Consider the following 17104-nt stretch of genomic DNA (forward strand, 5'->3'; position numbering starts at 1 on the left):
TATGCACCTCCCAAGTATACTAAGTAGGAAGTTCGGGTCAATACCATCTGTGGATAGACATTACACGAGAAAAATGGTGGAAAAAATTGGCAAAAAGAGCAATTTTTTCGAAGAATTTCTTCTCCGTGATATACCCCGTGAGATATCAGGCACATGTTTATGTAAAAATTTGGGATTAATTATCTCATGGGGTATAGTGTCGGGATGGATTTATTTCAAGGCCTCAATCAGAAGCAAAAAGAATCAGTTCTTTCTGTAGACGGACCACTTCTCATCCTCGCCGGAGCCGGCGCAGGCAAGACAAAGACCATCACTCACCGAATTTTATACCTCATAGCTGAAAAAGGGGTGCGACCGGAAGAAATTTTGGCGATAACTTTCACTAACAAGGCTGCTCGGGAGATGCGGGACAGGGTAGAAGCACTTCTTCGCAGTCACAACATCACCAAAAGCCATGGGACGATGCCATTTGTTTCTACTTTTCACTCGCTTGGAGTCTCAATTATAAAAGAAAACGCAACACTTCTCGGTTTGCCAAAGTTTTTCAGCATTTTTGACAAAGGAGACGGAAAACGAGCGGTCAAAGAGGCGATGGAGAAGAGTAACGTGAATTCCTTGGTCATGGAACCAGGGAAAATTCAGGGAGTGATCTCAAAAGAGAAAGGAAAGATGAAAACCGCGAGCGCGTACGCGGAATCGGTAGGAAATGAATATTTCCCGAGAATTGTCTCATCTGTATGGAATGAATACGAAAAAATTCTGGCTCGAGAAAAGGCACTCGACTTCGATGACTTAATTCTCGTGAGTACAAAACTTCTCAAAGAGAACAAAGAAGTGCGGGAAAAGTATCAAAATCGTTTTTCATACGTTCACATTGATGAATACCAAGACACCAACACCGTTCAGTACCAAATGTCACGCCTCATCACGGGAGAAAAGAAAAATATCTGCGTTGTTGGAGATATTGATCAAAATATTTACACTTGGCGTGGGGCGAATATCCAAAACATCTTGAATTTTGAAAAAGATTACCCAAACGCGAAAATAATCCTCCTCGAAGAAAATTATCGATCAACCCAGACGATTCTTTCTGCAGCGAACCAGATCATTGCTAAAAACGAGATCCGCAAAGAGAAAAATCTGTTCACCAAAAACGAGGAGGGTGAAAGAATAACGGTCTACCAAAGCTACGACGAAAGCGACGAGGCAAGTTTCATTGCCAGCGAATGCAAAAAACTTATTGAAAATGGTGTTGACCCGAAAGAGATCGCAGTTTTGTACCGGGCAAATTTTCAATCACGAGCGTTGGAGGAAATCTTTCTTGCGCTTAATGTCTCATATCAGCTTCTGGGTACGAGATTTTTTGAACGAAAAGAAGTGAAAGATACGCTCTCATATTTACGTTACGCTTTCAATCCCGAAAGCCTTTCGGATCTTGCGAGAGTTTTAAATACTCCGCCCCGGGGAATTGGAAAAGTTACCCTCGCTAAAATTTTTGAAGGGAAAGAAAACGAGCTTTCTGAAGTGATGAAACGAAAAATGCAGGATTTCCGGGAACTTATCGCGGAAATAAAATCAGCTGGTGAGACACTCAAACCAAGCAATGCCATTAAACTTGTTATCCAAAAAAGCGGGCTCGAAGAATATTTGAAAAAAGATACAGCAGAGGGAGAGGAACGACTTGAAAACTTGAGGGAACTCGTGAGCCTCGCGACCAAGTATGATAATTTGGCGCCGGGACAGGGCATGGAAAAACTTCTTGAGGAAGCGTCGCTTGCGAGCGATCAAGATTCTTTGACGGAAGAAAAAACTGGCGTAAAGCTTATGACTGTCCATTCTGCGAAAGGGCTCGAATTCGAATATGTGTTTATTTGCGGACTTGAACAAGATCTGTTCCCTCATAAAAAGCTCGATGAAGAAAGCGTAACAAGGGAAGAAGCGGAGGAGGAAAGACGGCTTTTTTACGTTGCATTGACCAGAGCAAAGAAAAAAGTGTATCTTACTCACGCTTCGATCCGAACTATTTTCGGAGGGAAAAATGTCTGTATTCCTTCGGAATTCATCACTGACATTGACGAAGGGCTTATAAACGAAATTGGAGCCGAACGCGAGAAGGGAAGAGTAAAAACAATTTATCTGGATTAATATGGAAGCGAAAAAATCACTCGGACAAAACTTTTTAAATTCAAAGCCCGCGCTCGAAAAGATCGTAACGGCTGCAAAACTCTCCCATGAAGACATAGTTCTTGAAGTGGGCCCGGGAAAAGGAACTCTGACTGAACTTCTTCTTGAAAAGGCGGGAAAAGTTATCGCTGTCGAGAAAGACGACAGACTGATTCCGTTTTTGGAGGAAAAATTCCAGCGTGAAATTGCCTCGGGCAATTTCACGCTTGTTCACGGCGACATTCTGAATTTCGAGCCCTCTTCCTACAAGCTACAAGTTAATTCCTACAAGCTCGTCGCAAACATTCCCTACTACATCACAGGCATTTTTATAAGAAAATTTCTTTCGGAAGTGACCCAGCCAAGTACAATGATCCTCATGCTACAAAAAGAAGTCGCAGAAAGAATCGTCGCGCGAGATGGCAAAGAAAGCATTCTCTCAATGAGTGTGAAAGCCTACGGCACCCCCAAAATAATCGGCATCGTAAAAGCGGGGAGCTTCACTCCTTCCCCAGCTGTTGATTCAGCCATTCTCGCGATTGAAAACATTTCAAAAGATTTTTTCCGCGGAATAAGCGAAGAAACTTTTTTCGATCTTTTAAAAGCAGGATTTGGAAGCAAACGAAAACAGCTTCAAAATAATTTGCGGACAAACAAAAATATCTCCCAAGAACTCATGCAAAATATATTTAAGAAAGTAGAAATTGGAGAAAGGGCGCGAGCAGAAGACCTCACGCTTCTTCAGTGGAAAAAACTTGTAGAAGTTATGGAAGAGTCTGACCCAAAACTATTTGAGTCATTGAAAGCATAAGAAGCCCTCGTCCTGAAATAGTATTGCCGACAAGACACGGTGTAGAAACAGACGCCGTTCCTTTCAAATATCCGATAGGACGAGGAGGATTTACCAACCCATTCAAAGGATTTGATTGCCACAAATAAAGCCCAGGAGTCGGCGAACCTATTTTAACCAAAACTCCGTTATCGCAATGAGCGAGGGAAAGCACCGCTCCGCCAAAAGGCTTGCTTTCTGGGGAAGGCATAAAAATTGTCGAGGGAGGATTTGTTGTCCCTGTCCCTGAAGAAGAATTATTTTGCGAAGAGGATTGGCCAAGCTTTCCTAAAATATTTCCTAAAACTCCTCCCGCTAAATTCACAAGCATACCCTGAAGTCCCCCGAAAGCCCCAGATCCAGATGACCCAATCGATGAACCGAATGATCCAATGCCGCTCCCGCTACCAAGTCCGCAGGTTCCGCTTGTACAACTGCCAGTAGAAAGAGGGCAACTGCCTCCAGAGCAGGCAGAATTGGCAGGAGATTGAGAAGACATGATAAAACCGGAAGAGGTTGCTCCCATGCAAATTGGTCCTGGAGGACTCGAACCGTGAAAAAGAATGGGAAGTCCCGGTTTCCCAACAGGCTTACCACCTACTGTACAAGGCACGGGCGTGACCAAAGCCATCCCAAGAAGACATTGCCCGATTGCCACAGGAGGCCCATTCTCGTAACTTTTTGTTTTGAGCGTCCAAAGATAAAACCCCGGAGTTGGCGGACCAATTTTCACTAAAATACTTCCGTTATCGCAACGAATCGGAGGGATGAGAATCGCTCCACCAAAAGGCCCGCCTTTGACACCGGCTGGAGAAGTAACTGGGGGCGTTGTCCCTGTCGCATCGGGTGGGGTGGTAGGAGGAGAAGTTGTCGGTGGAGTGGGGTTAGGATTACCAGTAAGAAGAGCATTCTTTCTTTCCTGAGTAGTTCCAGTTCTTCCGTCATCTGGGAAAGTCCCCTGGATGGGATCTTGTTCCCCGTAGCCATTCGGCTTTTGATTTCCAAAAGTCAGATTTTTTTCTCCCCCCGCGATAGTTATAACCTTCTGTAATTGCGCCGGTGATAAGTTATCGTGAAGATATTGCAGTTCTGCCAAATCTAGGTGTGAAAGGGCATTTTTTATACCACCAGCATTTTTATTTAGATACGTATCAAGCGTTCCATTATTCTGCCTTTCTACCAACCCATCAATTATATTGTGAGAGGCTTCGGCTTTTTGAACAAAAGAAAAAAAGGCAAGAAAAAGCAGAAAAAAGACACATATCCGTTTCTTTTTAAATAACACTTTCATAAAAGCCATTGGTCTCATTGTACCAGACAAAAAGACGAACCTGTCCACAAGCAAGAGCAGTTTTTCTTGGTACAATAAAAGCAAGAAAAGAGTCTTTGACTCGTTTCTCGTGCTATACAAACAAGCAATGAACCGACCAAGCAACAAAATTATTATTCTCCTCGTAATTGCAATCCTTGTTGTTGGCGGTGCTTTCTTTTTTAAAAATTTTGACTGGACTAAAATTCGCAATCCATTCGCTTCTAAAACGGAAACTCAAAATCAAAACCTCCAAGTCCTGGCTGAAAATGAAATAAATAAAGATAGCGACCAGGACGGGCTCAAGGATTGGGAAGAAAAACTTTGGAAAACGGATCCCAGTAGTTCTGACACCGACAAAGACGGAACTTCTGACGGGGAAGAAGTGAAAGAGGGAAGAGATCCGAAATTAGCAGGACCGAATGATAAAATTTCGAAAGATGCGGCTATTCAAAAAATTATCCAAAGCTCCGAAACAGAAAATCTCAATCCAACCGAAAAACTCTCAAGAGAATTTCTTGCGCAATATTTAGGAACGAATCCGTCAGGAGGAACTCTCACTGATGCGGAAAAAAATGCGCTCATCGGTAACTTAACAGCAGAGAGTATTACTCCATTTACCTACAAGCGTCACAGCGCATCTGAACTCAAAGTACTTCCGGATGGAAGCGCAGAGACAATCAGAGCTTACGGAAATATTCTTGGAAAAATTATCGTTCTGAATACCAAAATAAAATTGGAAAGCGAAACGACAATACTCCAATCAGCTCTCGCGGGAGAGGACAAAGAAAAACTAAAAGAGCTCGACCCAATCATCGCTCGGTATACCACAATAGTAAGTCAGGGAATGAAAATATCCGTTCCGCCGACAGCCGCAGAACTTCATATTCATTTTATGAACGCCTTGACTGATTTGGCAGAGTCCGCGAGCAGGATGAAAGTCGTTTTTGAAGATCCTTTGACCACTTTGAAGAGTCTTTCGGCTTATTCCGAAGCAGAAACCGAGCTCACGACGTCAATCGCCGACCTTCAGGACTATTTCTCAAAAAATGGCGTAGTTTTCAACAAAAACGAGTACGGTTATACCTTTCGTCCCACACAGTAAGCACGTATAATTAAGTATGATGGTCTTCTTTTATTCATGAGAGACTCGATCAAAAAATTTCTTGCATTTACACTCTGTTTTGGGGCAATTTTCTTTGTGACGGGTTGTCTCGTTAAAGAGGTTTATGCTGATCCAGTCATAGCGATTCCTGCTAATTTTTCTTACGTTAATGTCCCTATGTGGGACAAAGGAAAACACACACTCCCGAACGGAGTAACCTATGAGGTATACAGTGGTTGTAATCATACAAGTGATGACCTCTACGGGATCTGCGGTGGTCATAACGTTATTCGAGACCTTTCAACAGGTAAATATTATGATGTTCCTAGACTTGGAACGGCCCCAGGAAGAGAAGTAGACACCCCAGAAGGTGCACCTTCAGCTCCAATTGTTGATACGAGCAACGATGCCCCAGCGCCACCACCTCCAGAGGACAATGGTCCAGTAGACTGTTCCAGCGGTGAATGTGTCGTGTCTCCGACAAATACGAATTCGGGTTTTTCTAATACACCTCCTAATGCGGGTTTGGTGGATAATGCGCAACAGCAAGCTCTAGAAGCCCAAATAGCTACTGCACAAGCAGAGCAAGATCTTACAGATGCGAGTAGCAAGTTAAATTACTTTCACGACCAATATCCTTACATTTTTGATGCCGACGGGGGCATCCAAGCAGCCGATGTCATTCAAGCAAATGAAGACATCGCCAATTACAATAGATACAATGGGACTAATATACCGCCCCTTTCTGCAGAATCATACGACTCGATCAGACAGCAAGATCAAGATTTTCTGAATGAATTCACTACTGCGCGCCAGAATTATGAAGCTGCATTAGATTACCAGGCAACAGCAGAACAAAACTTCAATAGCCTTGATGATTACGCGCAACCAGATTCAGCTTCGGGATCTTCCGGCTCTGGAATAACAGCTGCTGGAGGAGTAGCGGGACTTTTGACGGGATCGACAGGAACAGCAGATCCGATCGTCCAACCAATAGTCCAGCAGGGGAATGTGGAATCAGGTAAGCAAAAGGGAACAGCGGTGCCAGTCACCAACGACATTCTCGAAAAAGCTGCAGTTGGTACACACGCAAATACAACTGCTCAAGTCAAGAAAGATTTCACCCTCGACGGCATCGCAAAAATGATCGCTGAAAGAATGGTGCATCAGATCGCTACGAGCATCGTGCAGTGGATAAATACAGGTTTCAAAGGCGCGCCCGCATTCGTGACCGATCTCAAAGGATTTATGGAAAAAGTCGGAGATGATGTTACAGCGACCTTTATCACCAAAAGCGGGCTCCTCCAGACACCTTACGGGCCACTCATAGCCCAAGCTATCATCGGCGCGCGTACAGGAAATTTCAACCTTCAGCCAGTGTTTACAAGCGCTCTCGCGCAGGGACAAGGAGTAGTAAATCAATTTCTTGGAGGAGATTTTTATGCCGGAGGCTTGCAAGGATTCTATGACGTTTCTCAAAATTGCAATAATTACCAATGCGCAACACTGGCAGCGATAAACAGAAACAACGTATTAGTGCAGGAAGAAGAGCACCGCAAAGAACTCGAGTATTTGGCTGGACAAGGTTTTAAGCCAAAAACAGTGTGCGATGGAAGCAAAGGTTCTCCGTGTGACCACCAAAGCGTCGTCACTCCCGGAAGCATTCTCCGTGAAAACCTAAATCAAGCTCTTGGAAGCGATCTTATCACTCTTGAAAATGTCCACGACATCAATGAGATTATCGGCGCTCTTATGGGCCAGCTCATAAATATGGTGACAACCAGTTCTGGAGGCTTGAGTGGAACAAGTGCGCCAACGAGAAGCAAGGTAAATAAAAACGGAACCATTTCTCAAGTTTCGTTCCTTGCTGATTTGAATAGCGGAGTAGATATCGTCACCCTCGCTCAAGCAAAAGGGCCCACTCTTGCCTTGATTGATGAAAATCTCACAAAAGCAAAAAATCCAAACCGATTAACCCTCTTTACCGGGGCACTCGCTAAGGTGAATGAAGCGGAAAACCTCATTGGGCAGGTGAAAATCTGTTACGAAGACAAGCTCGATCCTTCATTCGATCCGCCGCTTTCAGACAGTGATAAAAATCTTGCGGGAGGAAGAATCGACTCAGCGGATACCGTTCTTTCAACTCTCATAGCACCGGTGAAAACTGCTCTCGCACATGAAATTTCGATAGTGAATACGAAAGCAAACGCTCTGCAAAAAATCCGAAACGCTCTCACAGCAGCGACTACCGTAGCAGACGCGAACACAATAATAAATACCTACAAATCCCAATATGTAAACACCGGAAATACGCTCGAGGAAGATATCCAGTCTCTGACAGGCCAAGTTGGCACAATCGAAGGTGATGCGCAGACGCAACTGGATGAGTGTGAGGCATTGGAGGGAGTCCAGAATAATCCTTAACGTATAATAGAGAAGAATCGATTAAAATTTATCAAATGTTCGATAGAAAAAAACAAATTCAAAAAGGAGAAGTGCTGGGACAGAAACAAAAAAATTTACTCCCGGCTTCTAAAGAGACGAGAAAAGTTTTCTCATTGATGACTATTCTATTAGTAATAGGAATAGGAATAATTTTCCCCTTAGGAGCAAGCGTCAAGGCAGACACAGTACAAATAGGTGGGCATACGATAGAATTCAATTACAATTCAATCGGAGGTAGTTCCGCACCCTTCGATCCAAATGATCTTAATGGGCCTTATGTAGTAAACGGACAAACGTATTTTGTCTACCAAGCTACTAAATACCGCATAACGGGCAATACAGCTGTACCAGTTGATACTGGAGACAGTACTTTTTCTCAGTCAGCCGCGCAACTTTTTGGAGCACAGATACCTTTTATAGGAAGCGGTACAGCCCAAACACTGACCCACACGGGTTGGATAAATGTTATTCAGGATGGTTTAAATGCAGAACTTGCAGCAACAAGGAAAAAATTAGCTGCCGACCAGGCAGCGGGCGATACGGTAGCCGTTAATGAAGACCAACAAAAAATAGCAGCCATAAATAGTGACATAAAGGAAGCTGCGGGAACTGTAAACATGAACAGTGGCCAGGCCGCTCAAGCAACGGCAGATTCGAATCGGCTTATGGGTGATGTAAGCTGCACATGGAATAGTAAATTTAGTTTGGTTGCGTGTCTTAATATCGCAGCGCTCTGGGTGGGAAATCTGATCCTTAGCCTCGCCGCGCTCTTTCTCTTCATTGTAAGCATTCTCTTTGACTACATAATCTCCGGTACAGTAGCCGGAATGGGAGGAATCATCCAGAGGGTAGGCACTATAGCAGTTGCTTGGAGAGCGGCTCGGGATATCGCGAACGCATTTTTCATATTTATCCTTCTTTATCTCGCAATCGCTACAATTTTGGACCTTGGAGTAGAGACGAAAAAACAGGTGATACGAGTGATAGTGATGGCGCTCCTTATCAATTTCAGTCTCTTCTTTACTAGTGTGATGATAGACGCCTCGAACCTCATCGCCACCGGTTTTTATAATGCCACACTCAAGATAGCGAAAGACACCGCTCCTCCGCCGAACGCAGGACTGACGTCAGGAATAATCGACCCAGGCTCGCGCACAGGAAGCATTTCATCTGTATTTTTAAATGCGATGGCTCTTCAGGGAATTTATAATTACAATTCTCCGACTATTAAAAGCGGGTTAGTGGAAAGCGCCAACACAGCAGATCCGAGAAAAGAAAACGTAGGAATTCCAGACCGAATAAGCAATACCGCAGTCGCCGAAAGTAGTGGCAACAAGATTTCATTCAGCAGAATCCTCGTCACCACCATTTTCGGCACGATGGTAATGTTTACCACCGCTCTTGTATTGCTTGCTTCTATTTCACTCTTCGGAGCACGAGTGGCAACGCTTCTTGTTTGTATGGTTTTTTCTCCTATCGCATTTGCCCTTATGGCAGTTCCAGGAGATAAATACTCAGAAAAACTCTACTGGGGCAAACTGGTACCGCAACTGCTCTTTGCTCCCGTCTATATGCTATTCCTTTTTCTCACCATACAAATTGTGAGGAGTCTCCCGCCAGGAAGTTTCTCTGCTTCAAACGATGCAAATCTCAGCAGTGAACTCGGCGCGATATTCGCAATCTTCTACAATTATATAATCGTCAACACCCTCATTATGACCACTCTTGTCTCGGCAAATGAGATTGGAATCGAGGGAGCAAGTGCGGCAATGGAGTGGGTGCAAAAAGGGAAGGGCGCGCTCCAGAGCGTTGTGGGGAGAAATACAATCGGCTGGTGGGCACGAGGTCTTGATGAGAAATGGGCGAATACAAATGCTCCACGAGGATTTAACTGGCTTGTTGGAGGTCAAGGAATTGTCGGCTCCAAGATTCGAGGTTCGACTACCGGCTTTTTGAAAGATGCTAAATTCGGCGGAGAGAAAAGCGCTGAAGATGTTTACCACGAGGAACATGTTCTTAGGTCTGCTCAAGAGAGCAACAGAAAGAAAGACGCAGTGATCGCGGGATTAAGAAAGGGGGACAAAGACGCTGTGGAACAGGCTTGGGGCAAACTTTCCGGTTCAGAGAAGATAGAAATGCTTAAAACTAATAAGGGGCTCTTCAATCATCGCGATATGGAAATGATCGGTGAAGCAAGTACTGACCAAGATATAGAGTCAATTGATAAAAGCGACGATTTAACCCAGCAGGAAAAGGATGAATTGAAACACGGAAAATTCGACCGTCAAATTGCTATTTCGAAATTATACAAAAATGAGCTGGATAAATACGAGGAAGCATTCTCGAACGGAGGCAGATATAACGTTGTGGACAAAAACGGAAAAGAGACCGGAGAAGTCGTCGATTTCAGCGCGGTAAGAGGTGCGGCCAGAAATGAACTTTACGCCCAAAACATGTTAAGTATGAGAAAATGGGATAAGAAATTGGCGACCGATATACAAAAGAGGAAGGGTCTCTCGATCAAACATATGCATCAAATCGCACCGGATCTCTTCACCGATAACAAAGACGGAAGAATTACTGAAAACATCGACCATGGGCCGATTGAAGACGCGAGAAGGCTGGGATTCTTGAGTGTTGCAGCTGAAAGAAAATTGCGACTGGCAAAAGGAACCGCAGCTATGGACGCGACAGCTATGGCGTACGGAATTGATGTTTCGAAAAAAGACTGGAGAGAAAAAGGCATTGAAGAGAGAGGAAAACTCCTAGACGCTGTGGGCGAACACTATGTCTATGGAGGTGAAGACGCGATGGGTGAATATTTGAGACTGCAGAGTGGTAGTTTAACCCAAGCAGAGAGAGACGAATACGCTAGGCTTCATCATGGGGATCAAGATTATATGGCAGCCGGCGAGGAAAGATACAGGCGATGGATGAGCGGTAAAGGACCTCACGAATTCTGGCTGAACAGAGGCGCTGTCAGAAATAGCTCAATTCAGCGAAAGTATGCAGCGCAAGGTATTATCTCTGAAGGATTCCGAGCTGACGACGTGGATAAGGATGGTCTTATGGCGGAAAAGATGGCACGATATACTGCGAATGCGGCCGGAAACATCACGGATGATTTTGAGCATAACGATGGACCAATCTCCGAAGCTGACGCTACCGCTATGGATTACTGGCTCAATAACAGAGTTGGCAAAGAATGGAGAGACAATCGACTGGGACTCAAAGTGAAAAGGGATAGGGGCGGGGTATTTACAAGTGTGGACATTATGCATCCTGAAACGATCGTGGAAAGGGCACAGATTGCATACAACTTAAATGGACCTGACGGCAATATCAGAGCAAGAAAGTATGTTACCGATGATATAAAATGGAGGGCACGAAGAACCACCGCTATGGAAGACGCCGCAGCAAGAGGAGTTCCATTTGTTCCCAACCCTGGAGATCCGAGACCTGATCCAAGAACCTATTAAGCAAATACTATGATTATCTATCTAGACCACCAAATCGACGCTTTGGCCGAAATAACCAAAGACAATACAGTAACTAAAGTCGCTTTTAAAGATACTGATTGGGTTTCTGTCATCCGGGAGATTGGAGTAAAGAATGATCTGAATTTGAGCCAACTTGGAGTGATATACGATCTCATTAACCAGATCATTCTTGGCCAGTTAAATGCCGGCGACTTCACAGGAAAACTAAAAAAAATAGCGAAGGATGAGGATTGGGATGAGCTCGACGACGGAAAAATCTCTTCAGTTGTGTCTGCACTGAATGAGAAAATTTTCCTCCCTATCCGAGACGCGATGAGGAAATTGAGCGGAACAAAACAAGAAGAAGATGTCTCGGCTCTAAAAAAAGAAGACGTGCTTCACGGAATCGAAAATCCAGTAAAGACAGCTCACTTATTGTCAGTCGAAAAAACACCGGTTCCTCCTGCGGTGATCAAACTCACTCCCGCAACACCAACACCCGCAGTAACGCCCTCTCAACCGCCCGTGCCAACCCCGCAACCACCTCAACCAACTCCACCGCCAATTGTTAAGCCAACTTCCATCGAAATAAAACCTCATATGGACATTATGGAAGCAAAACTTTCAAGTGCTGTGAAAATGCCTGTCACCGAAGTAAAAGTGGCCGAAAAACCCCCGGTAACTCCCGCACCACCTCGACCTGCTGCACCCACAAAATACACAACTGATCCTTATCGAGAACCGCCAAAAGCTTAAAAACGAACAACTATGCAATTCCAAGTCCCTCAATTCATCGAAATAGAAGACAAAGTTTTCGGGCCTCTTACCGTCAAACAATTTCTCTATCTTGCCGGAGGAGCCGGGTTTTCGTATCTTCTATATGCTTTTCTGCCTTCTTACATATCTTATGCTCTCATGTTGCTTGTCGCTGGTTTTTCACTCGCTCTCGCTTTCTACAAAGTGAACGAAAAGCCTTTTATCCTTATTGTCGAAGCCGCTTTTAATTATCTTTTCAGCAAAAAACTCTACATCTGGAAAAGACAGGACAAAAAAATCGAAAAGAAGGAGGAAGTTGAAACCTCACAGCCGACACTTCGGGTTCCTAAACTCTCTGATAGCAAGCTAAGCGATCTCTCTTGGAGCCTTGATATAAACGAGAGGGAAAAGGGTACCATCTATTCAAAAGAGACAAAAACACTCGGAAGAAGAGAAGATCGCTGATATTTAGCTGAAAAACAGATTTATCCGTTGTAACGAGTGACTTCGCCGTCTATAATGTAACCTATGGCGTCTCAAACAAGCGAAGCAACCCAAGCATTTGTACCAATAGAAGAAATTCGCGATGGAATCGTGGTGCTTAAAGATGGAGGAATGAGAACAATTCTTCTCGCCTCTTCGGTAAACTTTGCCCTCAAATCCTCTGATGAACAGGCCGGAATCATTATTCAATTTCAAAATTTTTTGAACTCTCTTGATTTTTCGGTGCAGATGTTTCTTCAATCACGAAAGTACGATATTCGCCCATATATCGCGCTCTTGGAAGAAAGATACAAGGCCCAGACAGGGGACCTTATGAGAATTCAGACACGCGAATATATCGATTTCGTGAAAAGCTTCAGTGACAATGCCAACATTATGAAAAAAAGTTTTTTCATAATTGTCCCTTTCAATCCTTCCGTGTTGAATTCAAAAGGGGAGGGAATAATGAAAGTATTCAGGCGGGAGAAAAAAACAGAAGCAGAACTCTCAAAGAAAAGGGATTTTGAAGAAAACAGAACACAGCTCGAACAAAGAGTTGGTATTGTTTCGCAAGGGCTTGTTCGTTGCGGAGTCAAAACCATCGGACTTGGCACGGAGGAAATCGTCGAACTCTTCTACAAGATATTTAATCCAGGAGACACCGAAAAGCCGATTCATGTTGAATAATTTCAAAATAGTATGGGACTTTTAAGCAACCTATTTGGAAAAAAAGAAAATACCGTGCCGAAAATTGCGCCTATTTTGCCGCAAGAGATTTATGAATCTGGAGTATTGGAACTTAAAGATATTATCGCTCCGTCCGCCCTTAAAATAACTCCGCGCGAACTGAATCTCGGAGACAAGATCGTTCGCACATTCTTCGTCATTTCCTATCCAAGATTTCTCTCTGACAGCTGGTTTTCTCCAATCATAAATCTCGATAAAGTTTTCGACATTTCAATATTCGTGCACCCGATCGAGACTGCGAAAGTGTTGCGTACTTTCCAGAAAAAAGTTGCGGAGGTGGAAAGCCAAATATCCGGGAGACAGTCAAAAGGATTGGTGCGCGACCCAGTGCTCGATACCGCCTATCAGGACCTTGAAGGGTTGCGGGACCGCCTCCAGCAGGCGCAGGAAAAACTTTTTGACGTCGGTCTTTATATTTCCGTTTATGGTGAAACAAATGAGGAACTCGATAAGATAGAATCGGAGATCAAATCAATTCTCGAAGCAAAACTAGTGTATTTGAAACCGGCGCTTTTCCAGCAGGAACAAGGCTTCAAGACCGTGCTTCCGGTAGGAGAAGATCTCTTGGAAGTGCACTCGAAATTAAATTCTTCTCCTCTTTCAAGCCTTTTTCCGTTTATCTCATTCGACCTTTCATCCGACAAAGGAATTTTGTATGGAATAAACCGCCACAATTCAAGCCTTGTGCTTTTCGACCGATTTTCCCTTGAAAACTACAATTCAGTGACGTTTGCTAAGGCTGGTTCTGGAAAATCATACGCTTCCAAGCTTGAAATCCTTCGAACCCTTATGTTCGACGCGGATGTTTTGGTCATTGACCCGGAAAAAGAATATGAATATATGGCGGAAGCAACAGGCGGAAGATATTTCAACATTTCTCTTAATTCTGAACATCATATCAATCCGTTCGATCTGCCAGCACCTCGACCTGATGAATCAAAAGCAGACGTCTTGCGCTCGAATATTGTGAACTTGGTTGGGCTTTTCCGTCTTATGCTTGGAGGACTTTCTCCGGAAGAAGACGCTGTCATAGACCGAGCTATCACCGAAACCTACGCACTCAAAGACATCACTGCCGATTCTGATTTCTCAAACATCGAACCTCCGCTCCTATCCGACTTCGAATTGGTTCTCGCGGGAATGGAAGGAGGGGAGTCATTGGCACAGCGACTTACCAAATTTACTAAAGGAACGTGGGCAGGGTTTATCAACAAGCCAACAAACATCGACATCAACAAAAAATTCGTGGTGTTTTCTCTTAGAGATATGGAAGATGAACTAAAGCCTGTGGCAATGTACATCGTCACTCACTATATCTGGAACGCTATTCGAAAAGAGCTGAAGAAACGCCTCTTGGTAATCGATGAAGCGTGGTGGATGATGAAATCCGAAGATACAGCATCATTCCTCCTTGGCCTCGCAAAACGATGCCGAAAATATTATTTGGGACTTGCAACTATCACCCAGGACGTCGATGACTTCCTCCGCTCTCCTTATGGACTCCCGATTATCACCAACTCGTCGATCCAAATCCTTCTCAAACAGTCCGCTTCTTCAATTGATATCCTCCAGAAAACATTCTCGCTTACTGACGAAGAAAAATATCTCCTCCTCGAATCTGATGTGGGAGAGGGAATTTTCTTTGCGGGAACAAAACATGTGGCCATAAAAATTATCGCCTCATACACTGAAGATCAAATCATCACCTCAAACCCTTCCCAGCTTCTTGCCATACAAAAAGCAAAAGAAGAGCTCGCAGGACTTGGACAGGGATAATCACTAAGTCCTATCTCACCCCACTCAAGATGCTGCGAAAATTTTTTACTCTAGCGAAGGAAGTAAGGGAAATAAAACCAAGAATCACGCCGGGAGCGGCTGCGCTTTTGATTTTTTTCGCGCTTATTATTGATTTGGTGCAATTTTTGGTCAATTTTCTTGACGAAATCCTTTTTATAGGAGTTATTCTCAACTGGCTCATTGATATAGCTGTGATTTTCGGATTCTGGCTATGGTTTCGATTCAAAAGAGTAAAATTCGTTAAAATATCAGCCGAAGGGAAATCAAGTGCCACTGGACTTATCGCGTTCATTATAACAGTTATCATTAAACTTATTCCGGTACTCAACGCGCTTCCAGCATGGACCGCAAACGTTATGATAAATATCGGCGTTTCTTGGGTTGAAGACCTAGCTGCGCAGGATAGAAGCGGGACGCTTGCAAAAATGTTGCCTGGCGGCAAAAAAGCACTATCACAAGGGGCAAAAAAACAAGCATTGGAAGCGAGGAGAGATGATAGGCGAAACGGAAGAGAGGGGTACACAAGAGAGGGAATGGGAAGTGGAAGTAGAGAAGAAGAAAAAGAACAACAAGCGATGCTCCCAACCAACACCCTCGATCTTTCAAATCAATCGGGAATATCTAGCGGGGGACAGGAAAGAAGACCGGAAATTCCAAGAGATGAGCCGGCAAAGCGGGTCACAGAAGAGCCTCAACGAAGAGGAGATGCTTCTTCAGAAGCAGATAGAATATGGCAAGAAAGGGATCGGACCGGCGCTATCGCTCAAGCTGACGATATCTGGAAAAGAAGAGATGAGCGAACAGCACAAGAAGAAAAAATGCTCCAAGAGAAGATGGGTGGAATGGGGAATAGACTCGATAAAATATGGGAAGAAAGGGATCGGAAAAATGGCGTTTGAAGCCAGAGCTGTTGATAAGGTATCTTTTGACTATGGTAAAATAACAGGATACATGAAAAGCGCTCTTATACAGAAAGCCGCTACTCTTTTTCTCTCTGGACTCATCCTTTTGTGTCTTGTGTCCTTATCTCACTTGACCGCCTCTGCAGAAATTATCGCTCCCGAAAATTCAGTCTCTCTTTCAATACAGCCCCAAAATCCCGAGCCGAATTCAGAGGTAAGTGCCACAATTGAAGGGTATCTTTTCGATCTGCAAAAATCAAAAATTTCTTGGTCTGTGAATGGGAATATCAAGAAAACAGGTATTGGAGGAACTACTTTTTCATTCACAACAGGCAATGCAGGAAAAACAACGAACCTAAGCGTCGTTGTTGATGCCCCCGATGGCACGCACGTAGAAAAATTACTTTCCCTTCAGGCTGCAAATGTCGATCTGGCATGGGAAGCGACTTCCTATAGCCCCCCATTTTACAAAGGAAAATCACTTTTCCCTCCTCAAGGAACGGCCAAGGTCGTGGCACTCCCGGACCTTACCGATGCAAGTGGCAACCTTATTCCAGCTGAAAAGCTTCTCTATAAATGGACAAAGGACAGAGAAATACTGGGAGACGACTCCGGGTACGGGAAAAATATTTACACATTTACAGGAGATCTTTTCTCTCGGCCAGTTACCATAAAAGTAGAAGCGAGCACACTTGTAGGAAATCAAACAGCAGAAAAGAGCATCGTTATTTCTCCCGCAACTTTGCAGGTTGTTTTATACGAAGATGATCCGCTTTTGGGAATTACATACGAAAAATCACTTCCGGCGAGTTTCCCTCTTATTAATCCAGAGATAAAAATGGTTGGTGTGCCATACTTTTTCAATGCAAATGATCCACTTACCTTTTCTTGGAGTATGAATGGGAGTCCTTTCACAGACGGACAAAGCGCGGACGGAAAAAGTGCGACACTCCGGCAAAACAGCCAAACAGGCACGGCAGTTATTTCTCTTGGGGTGACAAACAGCGCTTCATTTCTTCAATCTGCGGAAACGAAAAGCTCCATATTTTTGCCGACTATAACAAAGACAAATGCAACCTCAATTTAAAA

The 17104-nt window shown here is 44.0% G+C and carries 12 protein-coding genes; 11 read left to right on the plus strand and 1 reads right to left on the minus strand.

What is annotated here, in order from left to right; genetic code table 11:
• Positions 1 to 204: 204 nt before the first annotated feature.
• The gene (locus PHS53_01540) at positions 205 to 2145 is read left to right on the plus strand and encodes a UvrD-helicase domain-containing protein (protein MDD5356812.1); all 1941 of its coding nucleotides are present in this window, start codon (positions 205 to 207) and stop codon (positions 2143 to 2145) included.
• 1 nt (position 2146) lies between these two features.
• Positions 2147 to 2974 carry a 16S rRNA (adenine(1518)-N(6)/adenine(1519)-N(6))-dimethyltransferase RsmA gene (rsmA, locus tag PHS53_01545; GenBank protein ID MDD5356813.1) on the plus strand — a complete coding sequence of 276 codons (828 nt, stop codon included), beginning with the start codon at positions 2147 to 2149 and terminating at the stop codon, positions 2972 to 2974.
• On the opposite strand, the gene PHS53_01550 is transcribed toward rsmA, so the two are convergent.
• Complete coding sequence (locus PHS53_01550) at positions 2928 to 4292, minus strand: hypothetical protein (protein MDD5356814.1); 1365 nt, start codon at positions 4290 to 4292, stop codon at positions 2928 to 2930. The genes rsmA and PHS53_01550 overlap by 47 nt on opposite strands.
• Before the next feature lie 118 nt (positions 4293 to 4410).
• On the opposite strand from PHS53_01550, the gene PHS53_01555 reads away from it, so the two are divergent.
• The 9 genes from PHS53_01555 (at position 4411) to PHS53_01595 (ending at position 17102) form a co-directional block, all read left to right on the plus strand.
• A complete protein-coding gene (locus tag PHS53_01555; protein ID MDD5356815.1) occupies positions 4411 to 5406 on the plus strand; it encodes a hypothetical protein in 996 nt (331 codons plus the stop codon).
• Between the two features lie 36 nt (positions 5407 to 5442).
• The gene (locus tag PHS53_01560; GenBank protein ID MDD5356816.1) at positions 5443 to 7830 is read left to right on the plus strand and encodes a hypothetical protein; all 2388 of its coding nucleotides are present in this window, start codon (positions 5443 to 5445) and stop codon (positions 7828 to 7830) included.
• 137 nt (positions 7831 to 7967) lie between these two features.
• Positions 7968 to 11330, plus strand: coding sequence for a hypothetical protein (locus PHS53_01565; GenBank protein ID MDD5356817.1), 3363 nt, complete (start codon positions 7968 to 7970; stop codon positions 11328 to 11330).
• A gap of 9 nt (positions 11331 to 11339) precedes the next feature.
• Entirely contained in the window at positions 11340 to 12086 is a 747-nt protein-coding gene (locus PHS53_01570) for a hypothetical protein (protein MDD5356818.1), read from the plus strand.
• Between the two features lie 12 nt (positions 12087 to 12098).
• Positions 12099 to 12551: a PrgI family protein gene (locus PHS53_01575; protein ID MDD5356819.1), complete on the plus strand. Its 453-nt coding sequence runs from the start codon at positions 12099 to 12101 to the stop codon at positions 12549 to 12551.
• 63 nt (positions 12552 to 12614) lie between these two features.
• Entirely contained in the window at positions 12615 to 13256 is a 642-nt protein-coding gene (locus tag PHS53_01580; GenBank protein ID MDD5356820.1) for a hypothetical protein, read from the plus strand.
• A gap of 12 nt (positions 13257 to 13268) precedes the next feature.
• On the plus strand, positions 13269 to 15092 hold the full coding sequence (locus PHS53_01585; GenBank protein MDD5356821.1) for a DUF87 domain-containing protein: 1824 nt from the start codon (positions 13269 to 13271) through the stop codon (positions 15090 to 15092).
• Between the two features lie 29 nt (positions 15093 to 15121).
• Positions 15122 to 16012 carry a hypothetical protein gene (locus tag PHS53_01590; GenBank protein ID MDD5356822.1) on the plus strand — a complete coding sequence of 297 codons (891 nt, stop codon included), beginning with the start codon at positions 15122 to 15124 and terminating at the stop codon, positions 16010 to 16012.
• Entirely contained in the window at positions 15951 to 17102 is a 1152-nt protein-coding gene (locus PHS53_01595) for a hypothetical protein (protein MDD5356823.1), read from the plus strand. The genes PHS53_01590 and PHS53_01595 overlap by 62 nt, the downstream gene beginning before the upstream one ends.
• Positions 17103 to 17104: the final 2 nt, after the last annotated feature.

This window comes from Candidatus Paceibacterota bacterium, from assembly GCA_028714635.1.
Taxonomy (GTDB): Bacteria; Patescibacteriota; Minisyncoccia; order Phycocordibacterales; family JAQTLZ01; genus JAQTLZ01.

What these genes read in the sequence shown, in the direction of transcription:
- PHS53_01590 (MDD5356822.1), top strand. Translation starts at nt 15,122, where the DNA reads ATGCTGCGAAAATTTTTTACTCTAGCGAAGGAAGTAAGGGAAATAAAA.
- rsmA (MDD5356813.1), top strand. Translation starts at nt 2,147, where the DNA reads ATGGAAGCGAAAAAATCACTCGGACAAAACTTTTTAAATTCAAAGCCC.
- PHS53_01575 (MDD5356819.1), top strand. Translation starts at nt 12,099, where the DNA reads ATGCAATTCCAAGTCCCTCAATTCATCGAAATAGAAGACAAAGTTTTC.
- PHS53_01555 (MDD5356815.1), top strand. Translation starts at nt 4,411, where the DNA reads ATGAACCGACCAAGCAACAAAATTATTATTCTCCTCGTAATTGCAATC.
- PHS53_01550 (MDD5356814.1), bottom strand. Translation starts at nt 4,292, where the DNA reads ATGGCTTTTATGAAAGTGTTATTTAAAAAGAAACGGATATGTGTCTTT.
- PHS53_01540 (MDD5356812.1), top strand. Translation starts at nt 205, where the DNA reads ATGGATTTATTTCAAGGCCTCAATCAGAAGCAAAAAGAATCAGTTCTT.
- PHS53_01585 (MDD5356821.1), top strand. Translation starts at nt 13,269, where the DNA reads ATGGGACTTTTAAGCAACCTATTTGGAAAAAAAGAAAATACCGTGCCG.
- PHS53_01565 (MDD5356817.1), top strand. Translation starts at nt 7,968, where the DNA reads ATGACTATTCTATTAGTAATAGGAATAGGAATAATTTTCCCCTTAGGA.
- PHS53_01560 (MDD5356816.1), top strand. Translation starts at nt 5,443, where the DNA reads ATGAGAGACTCGATCAAAAAATTTCTTGCATTTACACTCTGTTTTGGG.
- PHS53_01570 (MDD5356818.1), top strand. Translation starts at nt 11,340, where the DNA reads ATGATTATCTATCTAGACCACCAAATCGACGCTTTGGCCGAAATAACC.
- PHS53_01580 (MDD5356820.1), top strand. Translation starts at nt 12,615, where the DNA reads ATGGCGTCTCAAACAAGCGAAGCAACCCAAGCATTTGTACCAATAGAA.